This window comes from Comamonas sp. MYb396, assembly GCF_037479555.1.
GTDB lineage: Bacteria > Pseudomonadota > Gammaproteobacteria > Burkholderiales > Burkholderiaceae_C > Comamonas.
Map to the genome: position 1 here is coordinate 234269 of NZ_JBBGYU010000009.1, position 15569 is coordinate 249837.

The following is a 15569-nucleotide window of genomic DNA, read 5'->3' on the forward strand; positions in this document are numbered from 1 at the left end:
GCTTAGACTACCACGTTCACCAGGCGGCCCGGCACGATGATGACTTTCTTCGGGGTCGCACCATTGGCGATTTTCTGGAAGTCTTCATTGGCCAAAGCAGCGGCTTCAATCGTGGCCTTGTCAGCGCCGGCAGCGACGATGATGGAGCCGCGCAGCTTGCCGTTGACCTGCAGCATCAGCTCGATCTCGTCCTGCACCAGCGCCTGGGCATCGACCTCGGGCCAGGCGGCATCCAGGAGGCCGCCAAAGGCTTGCTGGTAGCCCAGCGCATCCCACAGCACCTGCGTGAGGTGGGGCGTGGCCGGGTAGAGCGCGCGCAGCAAAATGCCAAAGCCTTCGACCAACGCGGCGCGGCCGCCTTCGCTGTCCACGGCCTTGAAATCTTCCAGCGCGTTGATCATCTTCATCGCGCCTGACACCACCGTGTTGTACTGCATGCGGCTGTAGTCATAGGCCACTTGCTTGAGCACGGTGTGGATCTCCAGGCGCAGCGCCTTGGCTTCCTTGCCGAAGGCGGCGCCGGCAGCGCTGGCCGCCTGGGCTCGCGCAGCGTCAAACTCCGGCGCATGCAGCTTGCTGCCGAAGTTGTAGACACGGCGCAGGAAGCGGTAGCTGCCTTCAACGGCCGACTCGTTCCACTCCAGGGTCAGCTCGGGTGGCGCGGTGAACATGGTGTAGAGGCGCGCGGTATCGGCGCCGTACTTCTCGATCAGGTCCTGCGGGTCGACACCGTTGTTCTTGGACTTGGACATGGTCGTCATCTCGTAATCGAGTGGCGATCCATCGGCCTTCAGCGTTCCGCCAATCACCACGCCATTTTCATTGGTGATGACATCTACCTCATGCTCCCAGTAGTACGCCTTGGCACCTGTTGGCAGCTTCTGCGAGAATGCGCCGCGCAAAACCATCCCCTGCGTCAGCAGCTTGGTAAATGGCTCATCAAACTTCACCAGGCCCAGGTCGCGCATGACCTTGGTCCAAAAGCGTGCATATAGCAAGTGCAGGATCGCGTGCTCGATACCACCGATGTACTGGTCCATCGGCATCCAGTAGTCGGCGCCGTCGGCCACCATCTTCTCGCTGTTCTTGGCATCGCAATAGCGCATGAAGTACCAGGACGAATCCACAAAGGTGTCCATGGTGTCGGTCTCGCGGCGGGCCGGCTTGCCGCAGCAAGGGCAGACCACGCCGGCGTGGAAGGCTTCGCTCTTGATCAGCGGGTTGCCCGAGCCATCGGGCACCAGGTCTTGCGGCAGCACGACCGGCAGGTCCTTCTCGGGTACGGGCTGGGCACCGCAGTCTTCGCAGTGGATGATCGGGATAGGGGTGCCCCAGTAGCGCTGGCGGCTCACGCCCCAATCGCGCAGGCGCCAGGTGGTTTTCAGCTCGCCCAGGCCCTTGGCTTCGAGCGCCTTGGCGACGGCTTGCACACCTTCCTTGTAGTGTAGGCCATCAAAGTCGCCCGAGGCGATCAGTACGCCGCGTTCCTTGTCGCCATACCAGTCCTGCCATTGCTGGCTGTCGTAGGGGCCTTCGCCTTCGACGGCCACCACCTGGCGGATCGGCAGGCTGTACTTGTTGGCAAACGCAAAGTCGCGCTCATCATGGGCGGGCACGCCCATCACGGCGCCGTCGCCATAGCTCATCAGCACATAGTTGCCGATCCAGACCTCGACTTGCGCGCCGGTGATCGGGTGGGTGACGAACAGGCCCGTGGGCTTGCCTTCCTTTTCCTTGACGGCGAGTTCGGCCTCGGTGGTGCCGCCCTTCTTGCATTCTTCGATGAAGGCCGCCAGCTCGGGGTGGGAGGCGGCGGCATGCGTGGCCAGTGGGTGCTCAGGGGCCACGGCGCAGAAGGTCACGCCCATGATGGTGTCGGCACGCGTCGTGAAGACATACATCTTGCCGTCGCCGATCAAGCTGCCATCGGCGTTCTTCACCTCATGCGTGAACGCAAAGCGCACGCCGGCGCTCTTGCCGATCCAGTTTTCCTGCATCAGGCGCACCTTGTCGGGCCAGCCGGTCAAGGTCGCCTTGTCGTTGCCCATCTGCACATGGTCCAGCAGCTCTTGCGCGTACTGGGTAATGGCCAGGTAGTAGCCCGGGATCTCGCGCTTTTCCACCAGCGCGCCGGTGCGCCAGCCACGGCCGTCGATCACCTGTTCATTGGCCAGCACGGTCTGGTCCACCGGGTCCCAGTTCACGGTCTGGGTCTTGCGGTAGGCGATGCCCTTGTCCAGCATCTTGAGGAACAGCCACTGGTTCCACTTGTAGTAGTCGGGGTCGCAGGTCGCCACTTCGCGGCTCCAGTCGATCGCCAGACCCATCGCCTGCATCTGCTTTTTCATGTAGGCGATGTTGTCGTAGGTCCACTGCGCGGGCGGCACGCTGTTCTTGATCGCGGCGTTCTCGGCCGGCAGACCAAAGGCATCCCAGCCCATGGGCATCAGCACGTTGTAGCCCTGCATGCGCAGCTGGCGCGTGAGCATGTCGTTGATGGTGTAGTTGCGCACATGGCCCATGTGCAGCTTGCCGCTGGGGTAGGGCAGCATGGAGCAGGCGTAGAACTTTTTCTTGCCCGCGTCCTCGGACACGCGGTAGGCATCTTGGGCTTGCCACTGGCTTTGCGCGGCGGCTTCTACGTCGGAGTGGTTGTATTTTTCTTGCATGGAACTGGTCAGGAAAAAGCGGCCGCCCACGGGCTTTCCGGGGCGAGGTCAATTGGGCAAAGATTGTAGGCCCATCGCCATAGCCCGTGGATGGCGAGTGCCGCACGCTGGGGTGCGGTTATACATGCCATGTAAAAATAAATGGTTATCTCTCTATTGATAGCCAGTATTGTGGTGTCTCGCCCTAGGCGGTGCGCCCTGGGCTGCGCCGGCCGCATCCCCATTTCCATCCGATTTATCCCCCCTTTGAAAGGACTCTGCCTCGTGACCTGGGAAACCCTGGACCAATACGAACCCTGGATGCAAACGGCCGCCGGTCTGGCGGCCTTGGTATTGCTGGCCTATGCACTGCGCCTGGTGGTGCGCATGGCGCTGCTGCAGATCGTGCCGCGCTTTCGCTCCAGCCTGGGTGCGGCCTGGCTGCGTACCTTGCTGGACAACCGCATTCTGGTGCGCGTGGCGCAGATCGTGCCCTCGCTGGTGGTCCAGACGGGCATTGCTGCGGTGCCGCACCTGCCGGTCATCGCCAGCACGGTGATCCGCAATGTGGCGATTGCGGTGACGGCGCTGCAGGTGGCGCGCCTGCTGTGCGCCATCATGGACGGCATCCAGGAGGCCAACGAGAACCAGCTGGAATCTGCCCAAAGCACGCGCTCGGTCAAAAGCTATGTGCAGCTGGGAAAGATGCTGGTGATGGTGGTCGCGGGCATCGTGATGGTGGCGACCTTGATCGACCGCTCGCCGCTGATTCTGCTCAGCGGCCTGGGCGCCATGTCGGCAGTGCTGATGCTGGTGTTCAAGGACACGATCCTGTCGTTCACCGCTGGAGTGCAGCTGTCGAGCAATGACATCCTGCGCGTGGGCGACTGGCTGGAGATGAACCAGGTCGGCGCCGATGGTGCCGTGGTGGACATGGCGCTCAACACCGTCAAGGTGCGCAACTGGGACAACACCATCACCACCATCCCCACCTGGCGCCTGATGAGCGACAGCTTCAAGAACTGGCGCGGCATGTCGGAATCGGGCGGCCGCCGCATCAAGCGGCCCCTGTGCATCGACACCACCTCGGTGCGCTTTCTGACCCGCGCTGAAATCGCCGAGCTGAGCCATATCGCCCTGCTGCGCCCCTACCTGGAAGGCAAGGTCGCCGAGATCACTGCCTACAACCAGGATTTCTCGGCCAAGGCACCGGACATGGCCGACGAGATCGTCAACCTGCGCCAGCTCACCAACATCGGCACCTACCGTGCCTACTGCAATGCCTATTTGCAGGCCCACCCCAAGCTGCGCAAGGACATGACCTTGATGGCCCGCGCGATGGAGCCGACCAACCAGGGCTCGCCGCTCGAGATCTATGCCTTTACCGACACCACCGCCTGGCTGGAGTACGAGGCGATCCAGGGCGATATCTTTGACCACCTGATCGCCATCCTGCCGGAGTTTGGCCTGCGCGTGTTCCAGGTGCCATCGGGCAATGACATGCAGGTGGCGCTGCGCCAGCACGAAGTGCAGGCCCTGCAGCGCTGAGCCTGTCTGTTGCCTAGCGCCGCGCCCCCTGGGCCGGTGCTGGCGCGGGTGACGGTGAGGGCACATTCGCCACCGCCTCGGGCAGCGGCTCGGGCGCCACGGCCACCGGCTCGTCGGCCTCTGGCACCGGCGCTTCGCTGGCCGCGCCGGTCGCTTCCGGGCTGGTGATGCCCAGCGGGCTTTCCCAGATCGAGCGGCCGGGCAGCGGCAGCACCGGATGGCCATCGCCATCGGCCAGGCCCACCAGCAGCGCGCGGCCATCGGGCAGCACGCGGAAGTCGCCATAGCGGGTCTGCTCAAAATGCCGGCCCTGGCCTTCGGGGAAGAAGTAGGCATCGGTCACCAGCACCCACTGGCCCTTGAGGCGCTTGAGCGGCAGCGCCAGCTCGCCTTTTTGCAAGGGTTCGGTCGCGGTCAGCAAGCCCAAGATGGTGGCCACGCCCTGGTCGTCAACGCTGGCGCGTACCAGCTGGCTGGCGCTGACGATGTCCTTGAGCTTTTCACGCATCTCAAAGGGCAGCGAAAAGTTCAGCGCCATATAGTCGCCCTGCATCAAGGAGCGCGGGTCCACCGGGATCAGCGGTACCAGGATGCGCTGGCCATGGGCAATGACCTGCTCTTTGCCGCGCACATCCCAGTTGACCAGGCCCAGCGCCAGTACTGCGCCCACGACCAGTCCGATCCATTGCAGCCGGCGCTGCGGCGCTGCGGGCTGCGTGTCTGCGCCAGCGCCGGCATCGGCCGCGCGGCGCAGCGCCCACAGGCAGGCCAGCAGCAGCGCGCCAGCCAGCGCCAGGCCCAGGCCCTTGGCCGCCAGCGACCAACCCAGGTGGTAGTAGAACTGGCCCAGGGCGACCAGCGCCAGCAGCGCGCAGAGCACCGCAATGCGCCAGCGCGCCGCCAGCAAGGCGCCCGCAGCGACCAGGCCAACAACGGCCAGCCCGGTGCTGAACCAGGCGGCCAGTGCCAGCATGGCGCCCGCCAGCAGCAGGCTGTGCTCGCCCTGGCGGTTGGTGGTGCCGCGCGCGCGCCATTGGCGGGCCAGCATCCAGGTCGACAGCGCCACCACGACGACGGCCAGCGCGCGCCCGGCAGGAAAGGCCCAGGGCATGAAGTGGCCGCTCTGTTCCCAGAAGATGGCGCGGGCCACATAACCCGAGGCGAAATTGCTGATCAGCACGCCGACGATGGCCGCATCGGCAAAGGCGGCCCAGCGCGGCTGGGACCAGCGCTGCGCCGGCGTGGCCAGGCGCGCGGGTTCGCCACGCAGCCACAGGCACCACAGCAGCGCAGGCAGCAACGCATCGAGCTGCAGCGGCAGCAAGGCCGGCAGCCAGGACTGCAGCGCCATCAGGCTCACCACCACGGCCATGCCCCAGCCCAGGCCCATCAGCGACTGGATCCAGCGCATCTGCGCCAGCGCGGCGCCCAGCATCAGCACCAGCGCCGAGACGGTGCCAATCAGCAGCACACCCAGGCGTGAGTCAGCCACATCGCCCAGGTTGACCAGCACCAGCAGCCCGCCCGCGCACCAGAGCACCAGCGCCACGCAGTTGATGAAGGCATGGCGGGACTGGCGCATCAAACCACCGGCTGCGGCCAGAAACACCAGGCCCAGCACCACGCCGCCGGCACCAAAGACAAAACGCTCGCCCAGCGCCAGCGCCAGAAATACCGCCAGCGGCACCAGGCTGGCCAGCGCACCGAGCATGGCCAGCGCCAGCACCAGGACCGGGGGCTCATCCAGATCCTGCACAGGTGCATCGCCTTGCACCAGGCCTTGCTGGCGGGCCGGGGACCACCAGGCCGGTTGCGTGCGCAGAAATGACAGAGGTCGGATAGCAGCCATCACAGCACCTCCTGGTGGTCGCGCTGCTGGGCATGCAGGTAGTGCTGCGCGGCCATCAAGGCCTTGACCGAGGCGCCCAGGCAGACCATCACCACCACGGCAAAGGCGAGCAGGGCCTCGGTTTCATGCCACTCGAATATCCAGCGGGCAATGAGCGACAGCACCAGCACATTGGCGGCCAAGGTGGCCAGGCAGGTGCAGATAAAGTCGCGAAAACGGCTGAACAGCGCCACCAGCAAGCTGGCAGCCACCAAGGCGCCGCTGAGCGCAAAGGCCGCCAGGGTCTGGCGCGTGGCCTCGTCAAACAGCTGTACGGTGGCAATGGCCGACCAGGCTGCCAGCGCGCCGCCCAGCGCCAGGCGCTGCGACCACCAGCCCATGCCACCGCGCACCCGCAGGGCCGGCACGCAGTACACCAGCAGCGGCACCAGCGCCAGCGCCAGCCAGAGCGCCAGGCGCAGCAGCAGCTGGGGCAGGGTATCGCGGTCAGCGACCAGGACCTGCCAGAGGTCGAGCTTGCCGGTCCAGAACACGATGGCGGCTGCGACGATCAGCACCCAGACGCACCAGAGCAGATCGCTGGCAGCCAGTGCCACCCAGATGAGCGAGAGCGCCGCCCAGGCGGCAAACAGCTGCCAGGCATCGGCGCCGGTCTGGTAGGTCTGGCCCACATAGGCCAGCAGGCCGCCCAGCACCAGGGTGGCGCACAGCAGCGCCGCCAGCCGCAGGCGCGGCCACAGGCATGCGGCCAGCACGGACAGCGCCAGCGTGCCCTCGATCAGACCCAGCTTGAACCAGTGCGACTGCGCCTGCCAGTTGGCCGCGACCCAAAAGATCAGCCCGCTGGCCACCAGCAGCGCGCCCACCAGCAGCAGGCCGGTGCGGATCTTGCGGGCCAGATCGGCCGGGGCACCTGCTGAGACAGCCAGTGCATACAGCGGCGCGATGCGCGGGTCGCCCGGCGCCGACTGGGCGCTGACCTGGTACAGGGTGGAGTCCATGCGTTTGTTCCTCGTTGGTGGGCCGGCTTGCACGGCGGTGCAGCGGTGGCCTTGGTGCAGCCGCCCCAGGCAGCCGGCACACAGCCTGCAATATAACCAAACGCTTCTGGGCTAAGGTGTGCGCCAGGTCAGGTAGCTTCAAACGATACTGCCGGAGCCCGCCAGGCGAGACCGGGCCGGGGCGCTCAGCGCGCGGCAGCCTGGGGCTGGGCGACAAAGCCCATGCGGCTGAGGCCGGCGCTCTGCGCCGCATCCATCAGCTCCACGGCGCGGGCATAGGGCAGGCTCTGGTCGATGGACAGCTGCACTTCGGTCTGCGGATTGCGCTCGGCCTGCTGTTTGAACAGGGCTTTGAGGGCGTCCATGTCGGTGGGCTGGCCATCGGCAAACAGCGCACCCTGGGCATTGAGCTGCACCGCAATCGCCGCCGGCGGATTGGCCCGGGTGGCGCTGGCGGCCTGGGGCAGGTCCAGGCGGATGGAGGCGGCCAGCAAGGGCGCTGCCATGATGAAGATGACCAGCAGCACCAGCATCACATCCACCAGCGGCGTCACATTGATGGCGCTGATCGGCGCGCTGGCCGGGGTTTTGTTGAAGCGACCGAATGCCATGGTGCGAAGCGGCTGGGTTGGCGGCGGCTCAGCGGCTGCCCACCAGGGCGATGCTATCCACGGCATTGTGGGCCTGCATGCCGGCATAGGCCTGCGGCGCCTGGGCGGCTTGCTGCAAGGCCCAGGTCTGCATGTCGTGGGCAAAGCCTTCGAGCAGCTCCTCGACCTGCGCGAGCTTGCGGCCCAGCAGGTTGTAGGCCAGCACAGCCGGCAAGGCAACGGCCAGGCCGGCGGCGGTCATCACCAGCGCCTCGCCCACGGGGCCGGCCAACTGCTCCAGGCTGACATGGTCGGCACCGGCCAGTGCCGCCAGCGCCTGGTGGATGCCCCAGACGGTGCCCAGCAGGCCGACAAAGGGGGCCGTGGCGCCAATGGAAGCGAGCACCGTCTGTCCCCACTGCAGCCGGTGGCTGGCGCCATGCAGCGCCTCGCGCAGCACGCGGGTGGTTTGCACCTGGGCGCCGCTGGCCACGGCCAGGCTGTGCTGGGCGGCAGGCTCGGCCGCCACAATGTGCGCAATCGCATCAGCCACCGGAGTCAGCAAGGCGGCGCGGTCAATGCTTGGCAGCGCCAGGCGTGCCTGCTCCCAGCTGCTGGCTTGCCAGAAGGCATCGGTGGCTCGCAAGGTGGCGCCATGGGCGCGGCCCAGCCACCAGGCCTTGTAGAGAATCAGCACCCAGCTGGTGACGGACATGAGCAACAAGACCAGGGCCGTGGCCCGGGCGACGCCGTCTGCTTGCGAGAGCCATTGCCCCATCGTCATGGTTGGCCGTCCTTGTAAAAGCGGGGTGGGGGTGCCGGGCTGGGTTTATTTCAGACCGAGCACGTCGTACATGTCGAACAGGCCGGCCTTCTGGCGCGCCAGGTAGCGCGCTGCCCGCAGGCTGCCATTGGCGTAACCGGCGCGGCTGCTGGACTTGTGCGAGATCTCGATGCGCTCGCCATCGCCGGCAAACAGCACCGTGTGGTCGCCGACGATATCGCCGCCGCGCATGCTGGCAAAGCCGATGCTGTTGGCCACGCGCGCGCCGGTGTGGCCAAAGCGCTCGTAGATGGCGCGGTCGGCCAGCTGGGTGCCTTGGGCTTCGGCAATCACCTCGCCCATTTTCAACGCCGTGCCCGAGGGGGCATCGACCTTGTGCTTGTGGTGCGCTTCGACGATCTCGATGTCGTAGCCGCCCTCTTGCAAGGCCTTGGCCGCCATCTCCAGCAGCTTGAAGGTCACGTTCACGCCCACGCTCATATTGGGCGAGAGCATGACGGCCGTCTTGTCGGCAAACTGGCGGATCTGCGCTTTTTGCTCCTCGCTGAAGCCCGTGGTGCCAATGACCACGCCCACGCCGCGCTCGGCCGCCAGCGCCAGGTGGGCCAGTGTGCCTTCGGGGCGGGTGAAGTCGATCAGCACATCGGCGCCCTGCAGGCCCTGGGCCAGGTCGGCGGTGATCTGCACGCCGGTGTTGCGGCCCAGAAAGGCACCCGCATCAGTGCCCAGGCTGGGGTTGCCGGCGGCATCGAGCGCGCCGCTCAGCTGCAGGTCCGTGCTGGCCAGCACGGCTTCGATCAGCATGCGGCCCATGCGGCCGCTGGCGCCTGCAATGGCGACGGCAATACGGGGGCTGTTGTCGGGGGAGAGGGGGGCGGTCATGGGTGGTTTCCTGGGGCTCAAACGGGCGGCGTCTCAGCAAACATCGGACACGGCCCAAAGACGGCGCCGGCCACCCGCTGCCAGTGCAGGGCGGGGGCATGCCAGCGCCATGGCATCAGCGCTGGGGAGATTCCAGCGGCGGGTAGCTGGCGGGCGGCGTGGCGGTGCTCGTGTCGCTGCTGCTGGTGTCGGCGCTCGGGGCGGGGGCCGGTTGATCGGCCTTGTACTTGGCCAGCTCCTCGGGCGTTGCTTCCAGGCGCGGCACCTTGGGGTTCTTGATCGAGGTCGTGACCGAGGCGACGAACTCCTGCTCGCTGGGCATCTCATCGCCTTCAAAGCGCTCCAGGCCGGTGTCGTTGAAGTACACGGTAAAGCGGCGCTCCTGCTCGGGCACACCCTTGCGCTTGATGGTGAACACGTAGTCCCAGCGGTTGGCGTGGAACACGCTGGCCAGCAGCGGGGTGCCCAGCAGATCCTTGACCTGCTGGCGGCTCATGCCTTTTTGCAGTGCGTTGACCTGCTCCTGGGTGATCACATTACCCTGCACCACCTCCACCTTGTAGGGGGTGATGGCGCTGGCGAACTTACGGCTGGCTTCATTGAAGGAGCCGCAAGCGGCCACACTGGCGCCCAGGGCCAACAGCGCCGCCATGCGGACACCGGAACGAACAAATTCAGGCATGGTTTTAGACATAGCGATATGATCGGCCATTGTAGCGGCTGGTCTCCAGGCCTTCTCCAGAAGTCCGTATACCAATCGGGCCCACTTGAAAGACCTTGTTATGAAAAATATTGAAGAACTCAAAAGCACTGGCCTTAAGGCAACGCTGCCTCGGCTGAAGATTCTGGATATCTTCCAGAACGGTGCTCAGCGCCACATGACGGCGGAAGATGTGTTCCGCGTGCTGCTGGAAGAGCGCTCCGACATCGGTCTGGCCACGGTCTACCGCGTGCTGACCCAGTTCGAGCAGGCCGGCATCCTGATCCGCAGCAACTTTGAGAGCGGCAAGGCGGTCTACGAGCTCAACGAAGGCCAGCACCACGACCATTTCGTCTGCACCAGCTGCGGCAAGGTCGAGGAGTTCTATGACCCCGAGATCGAAAAGCGCCAGCAGTCCATTGCCAAGAGCAAAGGCTGGATCGTGCATGACCACTCGATGGCCCTGTACGGCCAATGCGCGGAGTGCGCCGTCAAGGCCAAATAAGCACGGCATCCCACCGCTGCCTGCCAAAACCTGAAAAGCGAAGCGCCTCAAACGCTTCGCTTTTTTACGTTTTGCATACATAGCTTTACAGCAGCGCGACGGCACAGGCGCAGCATGGAGCCTTCTGCACCAGGCTCCAGACTCCCCATGCGCCCTAACCGACTGCTTCGACTGCCCCGACTGCTCACCCTCAGCGCCGCTGCCTTGGCGGGCACCTTGTGGCTTGGCGCCTGCGCCTCCCATGTGCCACCAGATGCGGCCAGCGCGCAGGCCGCACTGCCCGATGTGGCCGTGGTGCCGCTCAGCGCCACCCAGCGCCTGCAATGGCTGGACCGCGTCAGCTGGGGCGCCAGCGACAGCGCCGACCAGCAGCTCCAGCGCCTGGGCCTGCAGCGCTGGCTGGATGCGCAGCTTGCGCCGCGCCAGCCGCCGCGCCTGCCCGCGCAGGCCGAGCAGCAGATTGCGGCTTTGGAAATCAGCCAGCGCAGCATGCTGGAGCTGCAGCGCGACATTGCTGCGCAGCGCCTGGCCGCCCGCACGGCCACCGAGCAAGGCCAGGGAGAGGGCGAAGGCGCGCGCCTGCGCCAGGAGGTGCAGCGCCACCTGAACCAGCTTGCCGCCCAGGCCCAGCAGCGCCAGGTGCTGCGTGCGCTCTGCTCACCGGCCCAGCTGCAGGAGCAGATGACCTGGTTCTGGATGAACCACTTCAACGTCAGCACGCGCAAGGCAGAAACGCGGCTGTGGATTGGTGATTACGAGGAGCGGGCGATCCGCCCCAACGCCCTGGGCAACTTCCGCACGCTGCTCGAAGCGAGCATGCGCCACCCGGCGATGCTGCTCTACCTGGACAACGCCAGCAACGCCCAGGGCCACATCAACGAAAACTACGCCCGCGAGCTTTTGGAGCTGCACACCATGGGTGTGGGCAGCGGCTACACCCAGGCTGATGTGCAGGCCATGGCCCATGTGCTGACGGGCGTGGGTTTCAGCACCCGCGATGCCGATGCGCCGCCGCCTCGCATGGCCCCTGCGCTGCAGGCCGATTACCTGCGCGATGGCTTTTTCGAGTTCAACCCCAAGCGGCACGACTATGCGCCCCAGGTCTTGCTGGGCCAGCCGCTGCGGGCCAAGGGCATGGCGGCGGTGGACGAGGCGCTGGACCGCATCGTGGCCTCGCCCGCGACGGCGCAGTTCATGGCGCGCAAGCTGGCGGTGTTCTTCATCAGCGACAACCCGCCGCCCGCCTTGGTGCAGCGCACGGCAGCGGCCTTTGCCCGCAGCCATGGTGATATTGCCGCCACCTTGCGTGCGCTGCTGACCGCGCCCGAGGCACTGGCCCAGCAAGGCCAGCGCTTCAAGGACCCCATGCACTATGTGCTGGGCGCCGTGCGCCTGGGCTATGACGAGCGCGTGGCCAGCGATGTGCGCCCGGTGATCGGCTGGATCAACCGCCTGGGCCAGCCCATCTACGGCCATGAAACGCCCGATGGCTACCCTGCCTCGCAATCGGACTGGGCCAGTTCCGGACAGATGGCCGCGCGCTTTGATGTGGCGCGGCAGATTGCGACGCGCAGCGCCGTGCTGTTCCGCGCCGAGCCTCAGGCCGCGCTGGAGCAGCCGCCATACCCGGACCTGGCGCAGCGCGCCACCGCGCAGGCCCGCGTGGCCCAGTGGAGTGCGGCATCGCGCGACGCGCTGGCCAAGGCGCGCAATGTGCCCGACTGGAACACCTACTTTCTCTCCGCCCCCGAAATGATGGTTCGCTGACGAGGTACGCCATGCAAAGACGCCACTTTCTCTCCGCCGCCGCCAGCCTGCCGCTGGCCTTCAGCCTCGCACGGGCCCGCGCAGCCGCGCCCCGCAGCGATACACCGCGCTTTTTGCTGGTGTTTCTGCGCGGCGCCTACGACAGCAACAGCCTGCTGGTGCCCACGCACAGCGATTTCTACTATGCCGCGCGCCCCACGATCGCCATCGCCCGCCCGGGCGAGGCCAATGGCGCCTTGCCCCTGGACGCGCGCTGGGGGCTGCACCCGGCGATGGAGGGCAGCGTGCTGCCGCTGTGGCACAGCAAGCAGGCCTGCTTTGTGCCGTTTGCTGGGACCGACGACCTCTCGCGCAGTCATTTTGAAACCCAGGATTCGATCGAGCTGGGCCAGCCGCTCGATGCCCACCAGAGTTTACGCAGCGGCTTCATGAACCGCCTGGCCCAAACCTTGCAGGGCCGAAGCGACCTGGCACCGATGGCGTTTACCGCGCAGCTGCCGCTGTGCATGCGCGGGCCGGCGCGCATTGCCAACACGGCGCTGGCCAATGTGGGCAAGGGCGGCGTGGATGCCAACCGCAGCCGCGCCATTGCCGCCATGTATGCCGGCACCGCGCTGGCGCCGGCCGTGAACGAGGGCTTTGAGGTGCGCGCGGCTGTGCTGCGCGGCATGCAGGAGGAGATGGACAAGGCCGGGCGCGATGCCATCAGCGCCAAGGGCTTCAGCCTGGTGGCCCAGCGCATGGCCACCTTGATGCGCGACCAGTTTGACCTGGGCTTTGTCGATGTAGGCGGCTGGGACACCCATGTGAACCAGGGCAATGCCAGCGGTAACCTGGCCAACCGGCTGGACGACCTGGGCCGTGGCCTGGCCGCCTTTGCGCAGGAGATGGGCCCCGAGCCCTGGCGCCACTCCGTCGTGGCGGTGGTCAGCGAGTTTGGCCGCACCTTCCGTGAAAACGGCAACAAGGGCACCGACCATGGCCATGGCACCGCGTACTGGATATTGGGCGGCGGCCTGTCGGCGCAGGCCGGTGGGCGCATTGTCGGCGAGCAGATCGAGGTGAGCGAGGCGAATCTGTTCCAGAACCGCGACTACCCCGTGCTCAACGAGTACCGCAGCGTGCTGGGCGGTCTGTTTGCGCGCATGTACGGCCTGTCGCCGGCGCAGTTGCAGCAGGTGTTTCCGCAGGCCTCGGTCAAGGACCTGCGGCTGGTCTGATCCCGCTGGATCGTTTTAAAACTCACGCCCGCTGGCCATGGCCTTGCGGTGCCGGTCGACAAACTCCTGGTAGGTGTCAATGCCGCGCAGCTGCAAGATGGTGTTGCGCACGGCCGCTTCGACCAGCACCGCGATATTGCGGCCGGCCACCACCTGGATCACCACCTTCATCACCGGAATGCCCAGCACGTCCTGGGTCAGCGGTGCGGCGGGCAGGCGGTCGTAGTCGCGCTCCATGGTTTCCTTGCGCACCAGGTGCACGATCAGCTTGAGCCGCATCTTGCGGCGCACGGCCGTCTCACCAAAGATGGCGCGGATATCGAGCAGGCCGATGCCGCGCACTTCCAACAGGTTCTGCAGCAGGTCGGGGCACTTGCCTTCGATCGTGGTCTGGTTGATGCGGTAGAGGTCCACGGCGTCATCGGCCACCAGGCCATTGCCCCGGGTGATCAGCTCCAGGCCCAGCTCGCTCTTGCCCAGGCCGGATTCACCGGTGATCAGCACGCCCATGCCCAGGATGTCCATGAACACGCCATGCATGGTAGTGCGGTCGGCGAAATGCTTGGACAGGAAGGCGCGCAGCACATCGATGACAAAGGCGGCCGACTCCTTGGTGGAGAACATCGGGATGTGCGCGCGCTCGCACATGGACAGCAGCTCATCGGGCGCGCCCTGGCCATCGGCCAGCACCAGCACCGGTGGCTCCAGGGTCACGATGCGGGCAATGCGGCGGCGGCAGTCTTCGGTGGTGGAGTTGGTGAGGTAGGCGATCTCGCGCTCGCCCAGCACCTGCGCCCGGTAGGGGTGGATGTAGTTGAGGTAGCCCACCAGGTCGGCGCTGGAGCGGGCGCTGCGCACCGCCACTTCGTCAAAGCGGCGCTCGGAGGCCCCCAGGCCCGCCAGCCATTCCCAGCGCAGCGAGGCACGGAACTCCTCGAACAACACATCTGCGCTTACGACATTGGGTTTCACGGTGCAGTCCTTTCAAAGCCAGAGCGCGCAGCAACGCCACCCGCCAGTGTCAAAGACTAGCAGGAAAAACGGGGTTCAAGGCAGATACGGGTGCTCGCTTGGGGCCTGCTGGCGCAGGCGCGCGGCGTTCAGGCGTGGGCGGTCGAGGTGTTGTTGGCCGACGATTGCCAGGTGTCGATCATCTGGTGCAGCTGCTCGGCATTGGTGCTGGCCTTCATCTGCTCGCGCAGGCTGGCATTGGACAGCAGCTCGGCAATCTCGCCGAGGATCTCCAGGTGCTGCTGGGTGGCCGCTTCTGGCACCAGCAAAAAGATCAGCAGGTTGACCGGTTGCTCATCGGGCGCGTCAAAGCCAATGGCGCGCTCGAGCTGGAAGACCGCCGCCATCGGGGACTTGAGGCCCTTGATGCGCCCATGCGGAATGGCCACGCCATGCCCCAGACCGGTCGAGCCCAGTCGCTCACGTGCAAACAGGCTGTCGGTGACCAAGGCGCGCGAGAGGCCGTGCAGACTCTCGAACAGCAGGCCCGCTTCTTCAAATGCACGTTTTTTACTGGAAACATCCACACTCACTAGCACTTGAGCTGGAGGCAAGATAGAGGCAAGACAGTTCATAGTGGAGTGCGGCTATATGGCTAGCTACTGAGAGCATGATCAAACGAACGCAGCAACACCTGGATGCAGGTGTTGCTGCACGTATTATCGGTCAGTACTCAAACAGAATCTTTTTCCTCGGCAAAAAGCAGAGGGTTTACGCCATTGCTTGCCGCAACGCATCGCTGTAGTGAGATTGAACACGTTGCTTGTGACGGGCGACCATACGGTCCAGCCTGTCGACCAAAGCATCTACCGCGGCGTACAAATCGTGGTGAGAGCATTGAACACAGAGTTCGTCGCCCTTGACCCGCAGATTGCACACCACACGCTGCCGTTTCTCCTTTTCCTTCTGCTTTTCCACCGAAAGTAAAACTTTGGCATCCACCACCTGGTCAAAGTGTCGCGTAATGCGCATCAACTTGGATGTTACATATTCGCGCAGCGCCGGGGTCACCGCCAAATGGTGACCGCTGATCGTCAGGTTCATGAACAAGTCTCCTTCTGCAA

At 65.6% G+C, this 15569-nt stretch carries 14 protein-coding genes; 4 read left to right on the forward strand and 10 right to left on the reverse strand.

Annotated elements, in window-relative coordinates; genetic code table 11:
* Positions 1 to 2: 2 nt before the first annotated feature.
* Positions 3 to 2669: a leucine--tRNA ligase gene (gene leuS / locus WH265_RS20160; protein WP_339559438.1), complete on the reverse strand. Its 2667-nt coding sequence runs from the start codon at positions 2667 to 2669 to the stop codon at positions 3 to 5.
* Between the two features lie 300 nt (positions 2670 to 2969).
* Between leuS and WH265_RS20165 the strand changes: the two genes are divergently transcribed.
* Positions 2970 to 4196 carry a mechanosensitive ion channel domain-containing protein gene (locus tag WH265_RS20165; RefSeq protein ID WP_052329826.1) on the forward strand — a complete coding sequence of 409 codons (1227 nt, stop codon included), beginning with the start codon at positions 2970 to 2972 and terminating at the stop codon, positions 4194 to 4196.
* A 13-nt stretch (positions 4197 to 4209) separates the two neighbouring features.
* Here WH265_RS20165 and WH265_RS20170 read toward each other — a convergent pair whose 3' ends face one another.
* The 6 genes from WH265_RS20170 to WH265_RS20195 all read right to left on the reverse strand — a co-directional run bounded on the left by WH265_RS20170 (position 4210) and on the right by WH265_RS20195 (position 9984).
* Positions 4210 to 6045, reverse strand: a complete 1836-nt coding sequence (locus tag WH265_RS20170; protein ID WP_339559439.1) for a GDYXXLXY domain-containing protein — start codon at positions 6043 to 6045, stop codon at positions 4210 to 4212.
* A complete protein-coding gene (locus WH265_RS20175) occupies positions 6045 to 7046 on the reverse strand; it encodes a DUF2157 domain-containing protein (RefSeq protein WP_339559440.1) in 1002 nt (333 codons plus the stop codon). Before WH265_RS20175 ends, WH265_RS20170 begins: the two co-directional genes overlap by 1 nt.
* Before the next feature lie 185 nt (positions 7047 to 7231).
* Complete coding sequence (locus WH265_RS20180) at positions 7232 to 7657, reverse strand: ExbD/TolR family protein (protein WP_339536108.1); 426 nt, start codon at positions 7655 to 7657, stop codon at positions 7232 to 7234.
* 28 nt (positions 7658 to 7685) lie between these two features.
* Positions 7686 to 8414: a MotA/TolQ/ExbB proton channel family protein gene (locus WH265_RS20185; protein ID WP_052329770.1), complete on the reverse strand. Its 729-nt coding sequence runs from the start codon at positions 8412 to 8414 to the stop codon at positions 7686 to 7688.
* A gap of 51 nt (positions 8415 to 8465) precedes the next feature.
* Complete coding sequence (gene dapB / locus WH265_RS20190; RefSeq protein WP_339559441.1) at positions 8466 to 9302, reverse strand: 4-hydroxy-tetrahydrodipicolinate reductase; 837 nt, start codon at positions 9300 to 9302, stop codon at positions 8466 to 8468.
* A gap of 115 nt (positions 9303 to 9417) precedes the next feature.
* Positions 9418 to 9984 carry an outer membrane protein assembly factor BamE gene (locus tag WH265_RS20195; RefSeq protein ID WP_027010572.1) on the reverse strand — a complete coding sequence of 189 codons (567 nt, stop codon included), beginning with the start codon at positions 9982 to 9984 and terminating at the stop codon, positions 9418 to 9420.
* Between the two features lie 100 nt (positions 9985 to 10084).
* Here WH265_RS20195 and fur point away from each other — a divergent pair, with 100 nt between their 5' ends.
* The 3 genes from fur to WH265_RS20210 all read left to right on the forward strand — a co-directional run bounded on the left by fur (position 10085) and on the right by WH265_RS20210 (position 13494).
* Positions 10085 to 10507: a ferric iron uptake transcriptional regulator gene (gene fur / locus WH265_RS20200; protein WP_021025553.1), complete on the forward strand. Its 423-nt coding sequence runs from the start codon at positions 10085 to 10087 to the stop codon at positions 10505 to 10507.
* Between the two features lie 147 nt (positions 10508 to 10654).
* A complete protein-coding gene (locus tag WH265_RS20205; RefSeq protein WP_339559442.1) occupies positions 10655 to 12274 on the forward strand; it encodes a DUF1800 domain-containing protein in 1620 nt (539 codons plus the stop codon).
* Positions 12275 to 12285: 11 nt separating this feature from the next.
* On the forward strand, positions 12286 to 13494 hold the full coding sequence (locus WH265_RS20210; RefSeq protein ID WP_339559443.1) for a DUF1501 domain-containing protein: 1209 nt from the start codon (positions 12286 to 12288) through the stop codon (positions 13492 to 13494).
* Positions 13495 to 13509: 15 nt separating this feature from the next.
* Here WH265_RS20210 and hprK read toward each other — a convergent pair whose 3' ends face one another.
* The 3 genes from hprK to hpf form a co-directional block, all read right to left on the reverse strand.
* Positions 13510 to 14466 (reverse strand): HPr(Ser) kinase/phosphatase, encoded by a 957-nt coding sequence (hprK, locus tag WH265_RS20215; RefSeq protein WP_021026712.1) that lies wholly within the window; start codon positions 14464 to 14466, stop codon positions 13510 to 13512.
* A 128-nt stretch (positions 14467 to 14594) separates the two neighbouring features.
* Positions 14595 to 15080, reverse strand: a complete 486-nt coding sequence (locus WH265_RS20220; RefSeq protein ID WP_021026711.1) for a PTS sugar transporter subunit IIA — start codon at positions 15078 to 15080, stop codon at positions 14595 to 14597.
* Positions 15081 to 15216: 136 nt separating this feature from the next.
* Positions 15217 to 15549, reverse strand: coding sequence for a ribosome hibernation-promoting factor, HPF/YfiA family (hpf, locus tag WH265_RS20225; RefSeq protein ID WP_116927826.1), 333 nt, complete (start codon positions 15547 to 15549; stop codon positions 15217 to 15219).
* Positions 15550 to 15569 lie beyond the last annotated feature (20 nt).

What these genes read in the sequence shown, in the direction of transcription:
- fur (WP_021025553.1), top strand. Translation starts at nt 10,085, where the DNA reads ATGAAAAATATTGAAGAACTCAAAAGCACTGGCCTTAAGGCAACGCTG.
- WH265_RS20180 (WP_339536108.1), bottom strand. Translation starts at nt 7,657, where the DNA reads ATGGCATTCGGTCGCTTCAACAAAACCCCGGCCAGCGCGCCGATCAGC.
- WH265_RS20205 (WP_339559442.1), top strand. Translation starts at nt 10,655, where the DNA reads ATGCGCCCTAACCGACTGCTTCGACTGCCCCGACTGCTCACCCTCAGC.
- hpf (WP_116927826.1), bottom strand. Translation starts at nt 15,549, where the DNA reads ATGAACCTGACGATCAGCGGTCACCATTTGGCGGTGACCCCGGCGCTG.
- WH265_RS20210 (WP_339559443.1), top strand. Translation starts at nt 12,286, where the DNA reads ATGCAAAGACGCCACTTTCTCTCCGCCGCCGCCAGCCTGCCGCTGGCC.
- WH265_RS20195 (WP_027010572.1), bottom strand. Translation starts at nt 9,984, where the DNA reads ATGCCTGAATTTGTTCGTTCCGGTGTCCGCATGGCGGCGCTGTTGGCC.
- dapB (WP_339559441.1), bottom strand. Translation starts at nt 9,302, where the DNA reads ATGACCGCCCCCCTCTCCCCCGACAACAGCCCCCGTATTGCCGTCGCC.
- leuS (WP_339559438.1), bottom strand. Translation starts at nt 2,669, where the DNA reads ATGCAAGAAAAATACAACCACTCCGACGTAGAAGCCGCCGCGCAAAGC.
- WH265_RS20220 (WP_021026711.1), bottom strand. Translation starts at nt 15,080, where the DNA reads ATGAACTGTCTTGCCTCTATCTTGCCTCCAGCTCAAGTGCTAGTGAGT.
- WH265_RS20165 (WP_052329826.1), top strand. Translation starts at nt 2,970, where the DNA reads ATGCAAACGGCCGCCGGTCTGGCGGCCTTGGTATTGCTGGCCTATGCA.
- WH265_RS20170 (WP_339559439.1), bottom strand. Translation starts at nt 6,045, where the DNA reads ATGGCTGCTATCCGACCTCTGTCATTTCTGCGCACGCAACCGGCCTGG.
- WH265_RS20185 (WP_052329770.1), bottom strand. Translation starts at nt 8,414, where the DNA reads ATGGGGCAATGGCTCTCGCAAGCAGACGGCGTCGCCCGGGCCACGGCC.
- WH265_RS20175 (WP_339559440.1), bottom strand. Translation starts at nt 7,046, where the DNA reads ATGGACTCCACCCTGTACCAGGTCAGCGCCCAGTCGGCGCCGGGCGAC.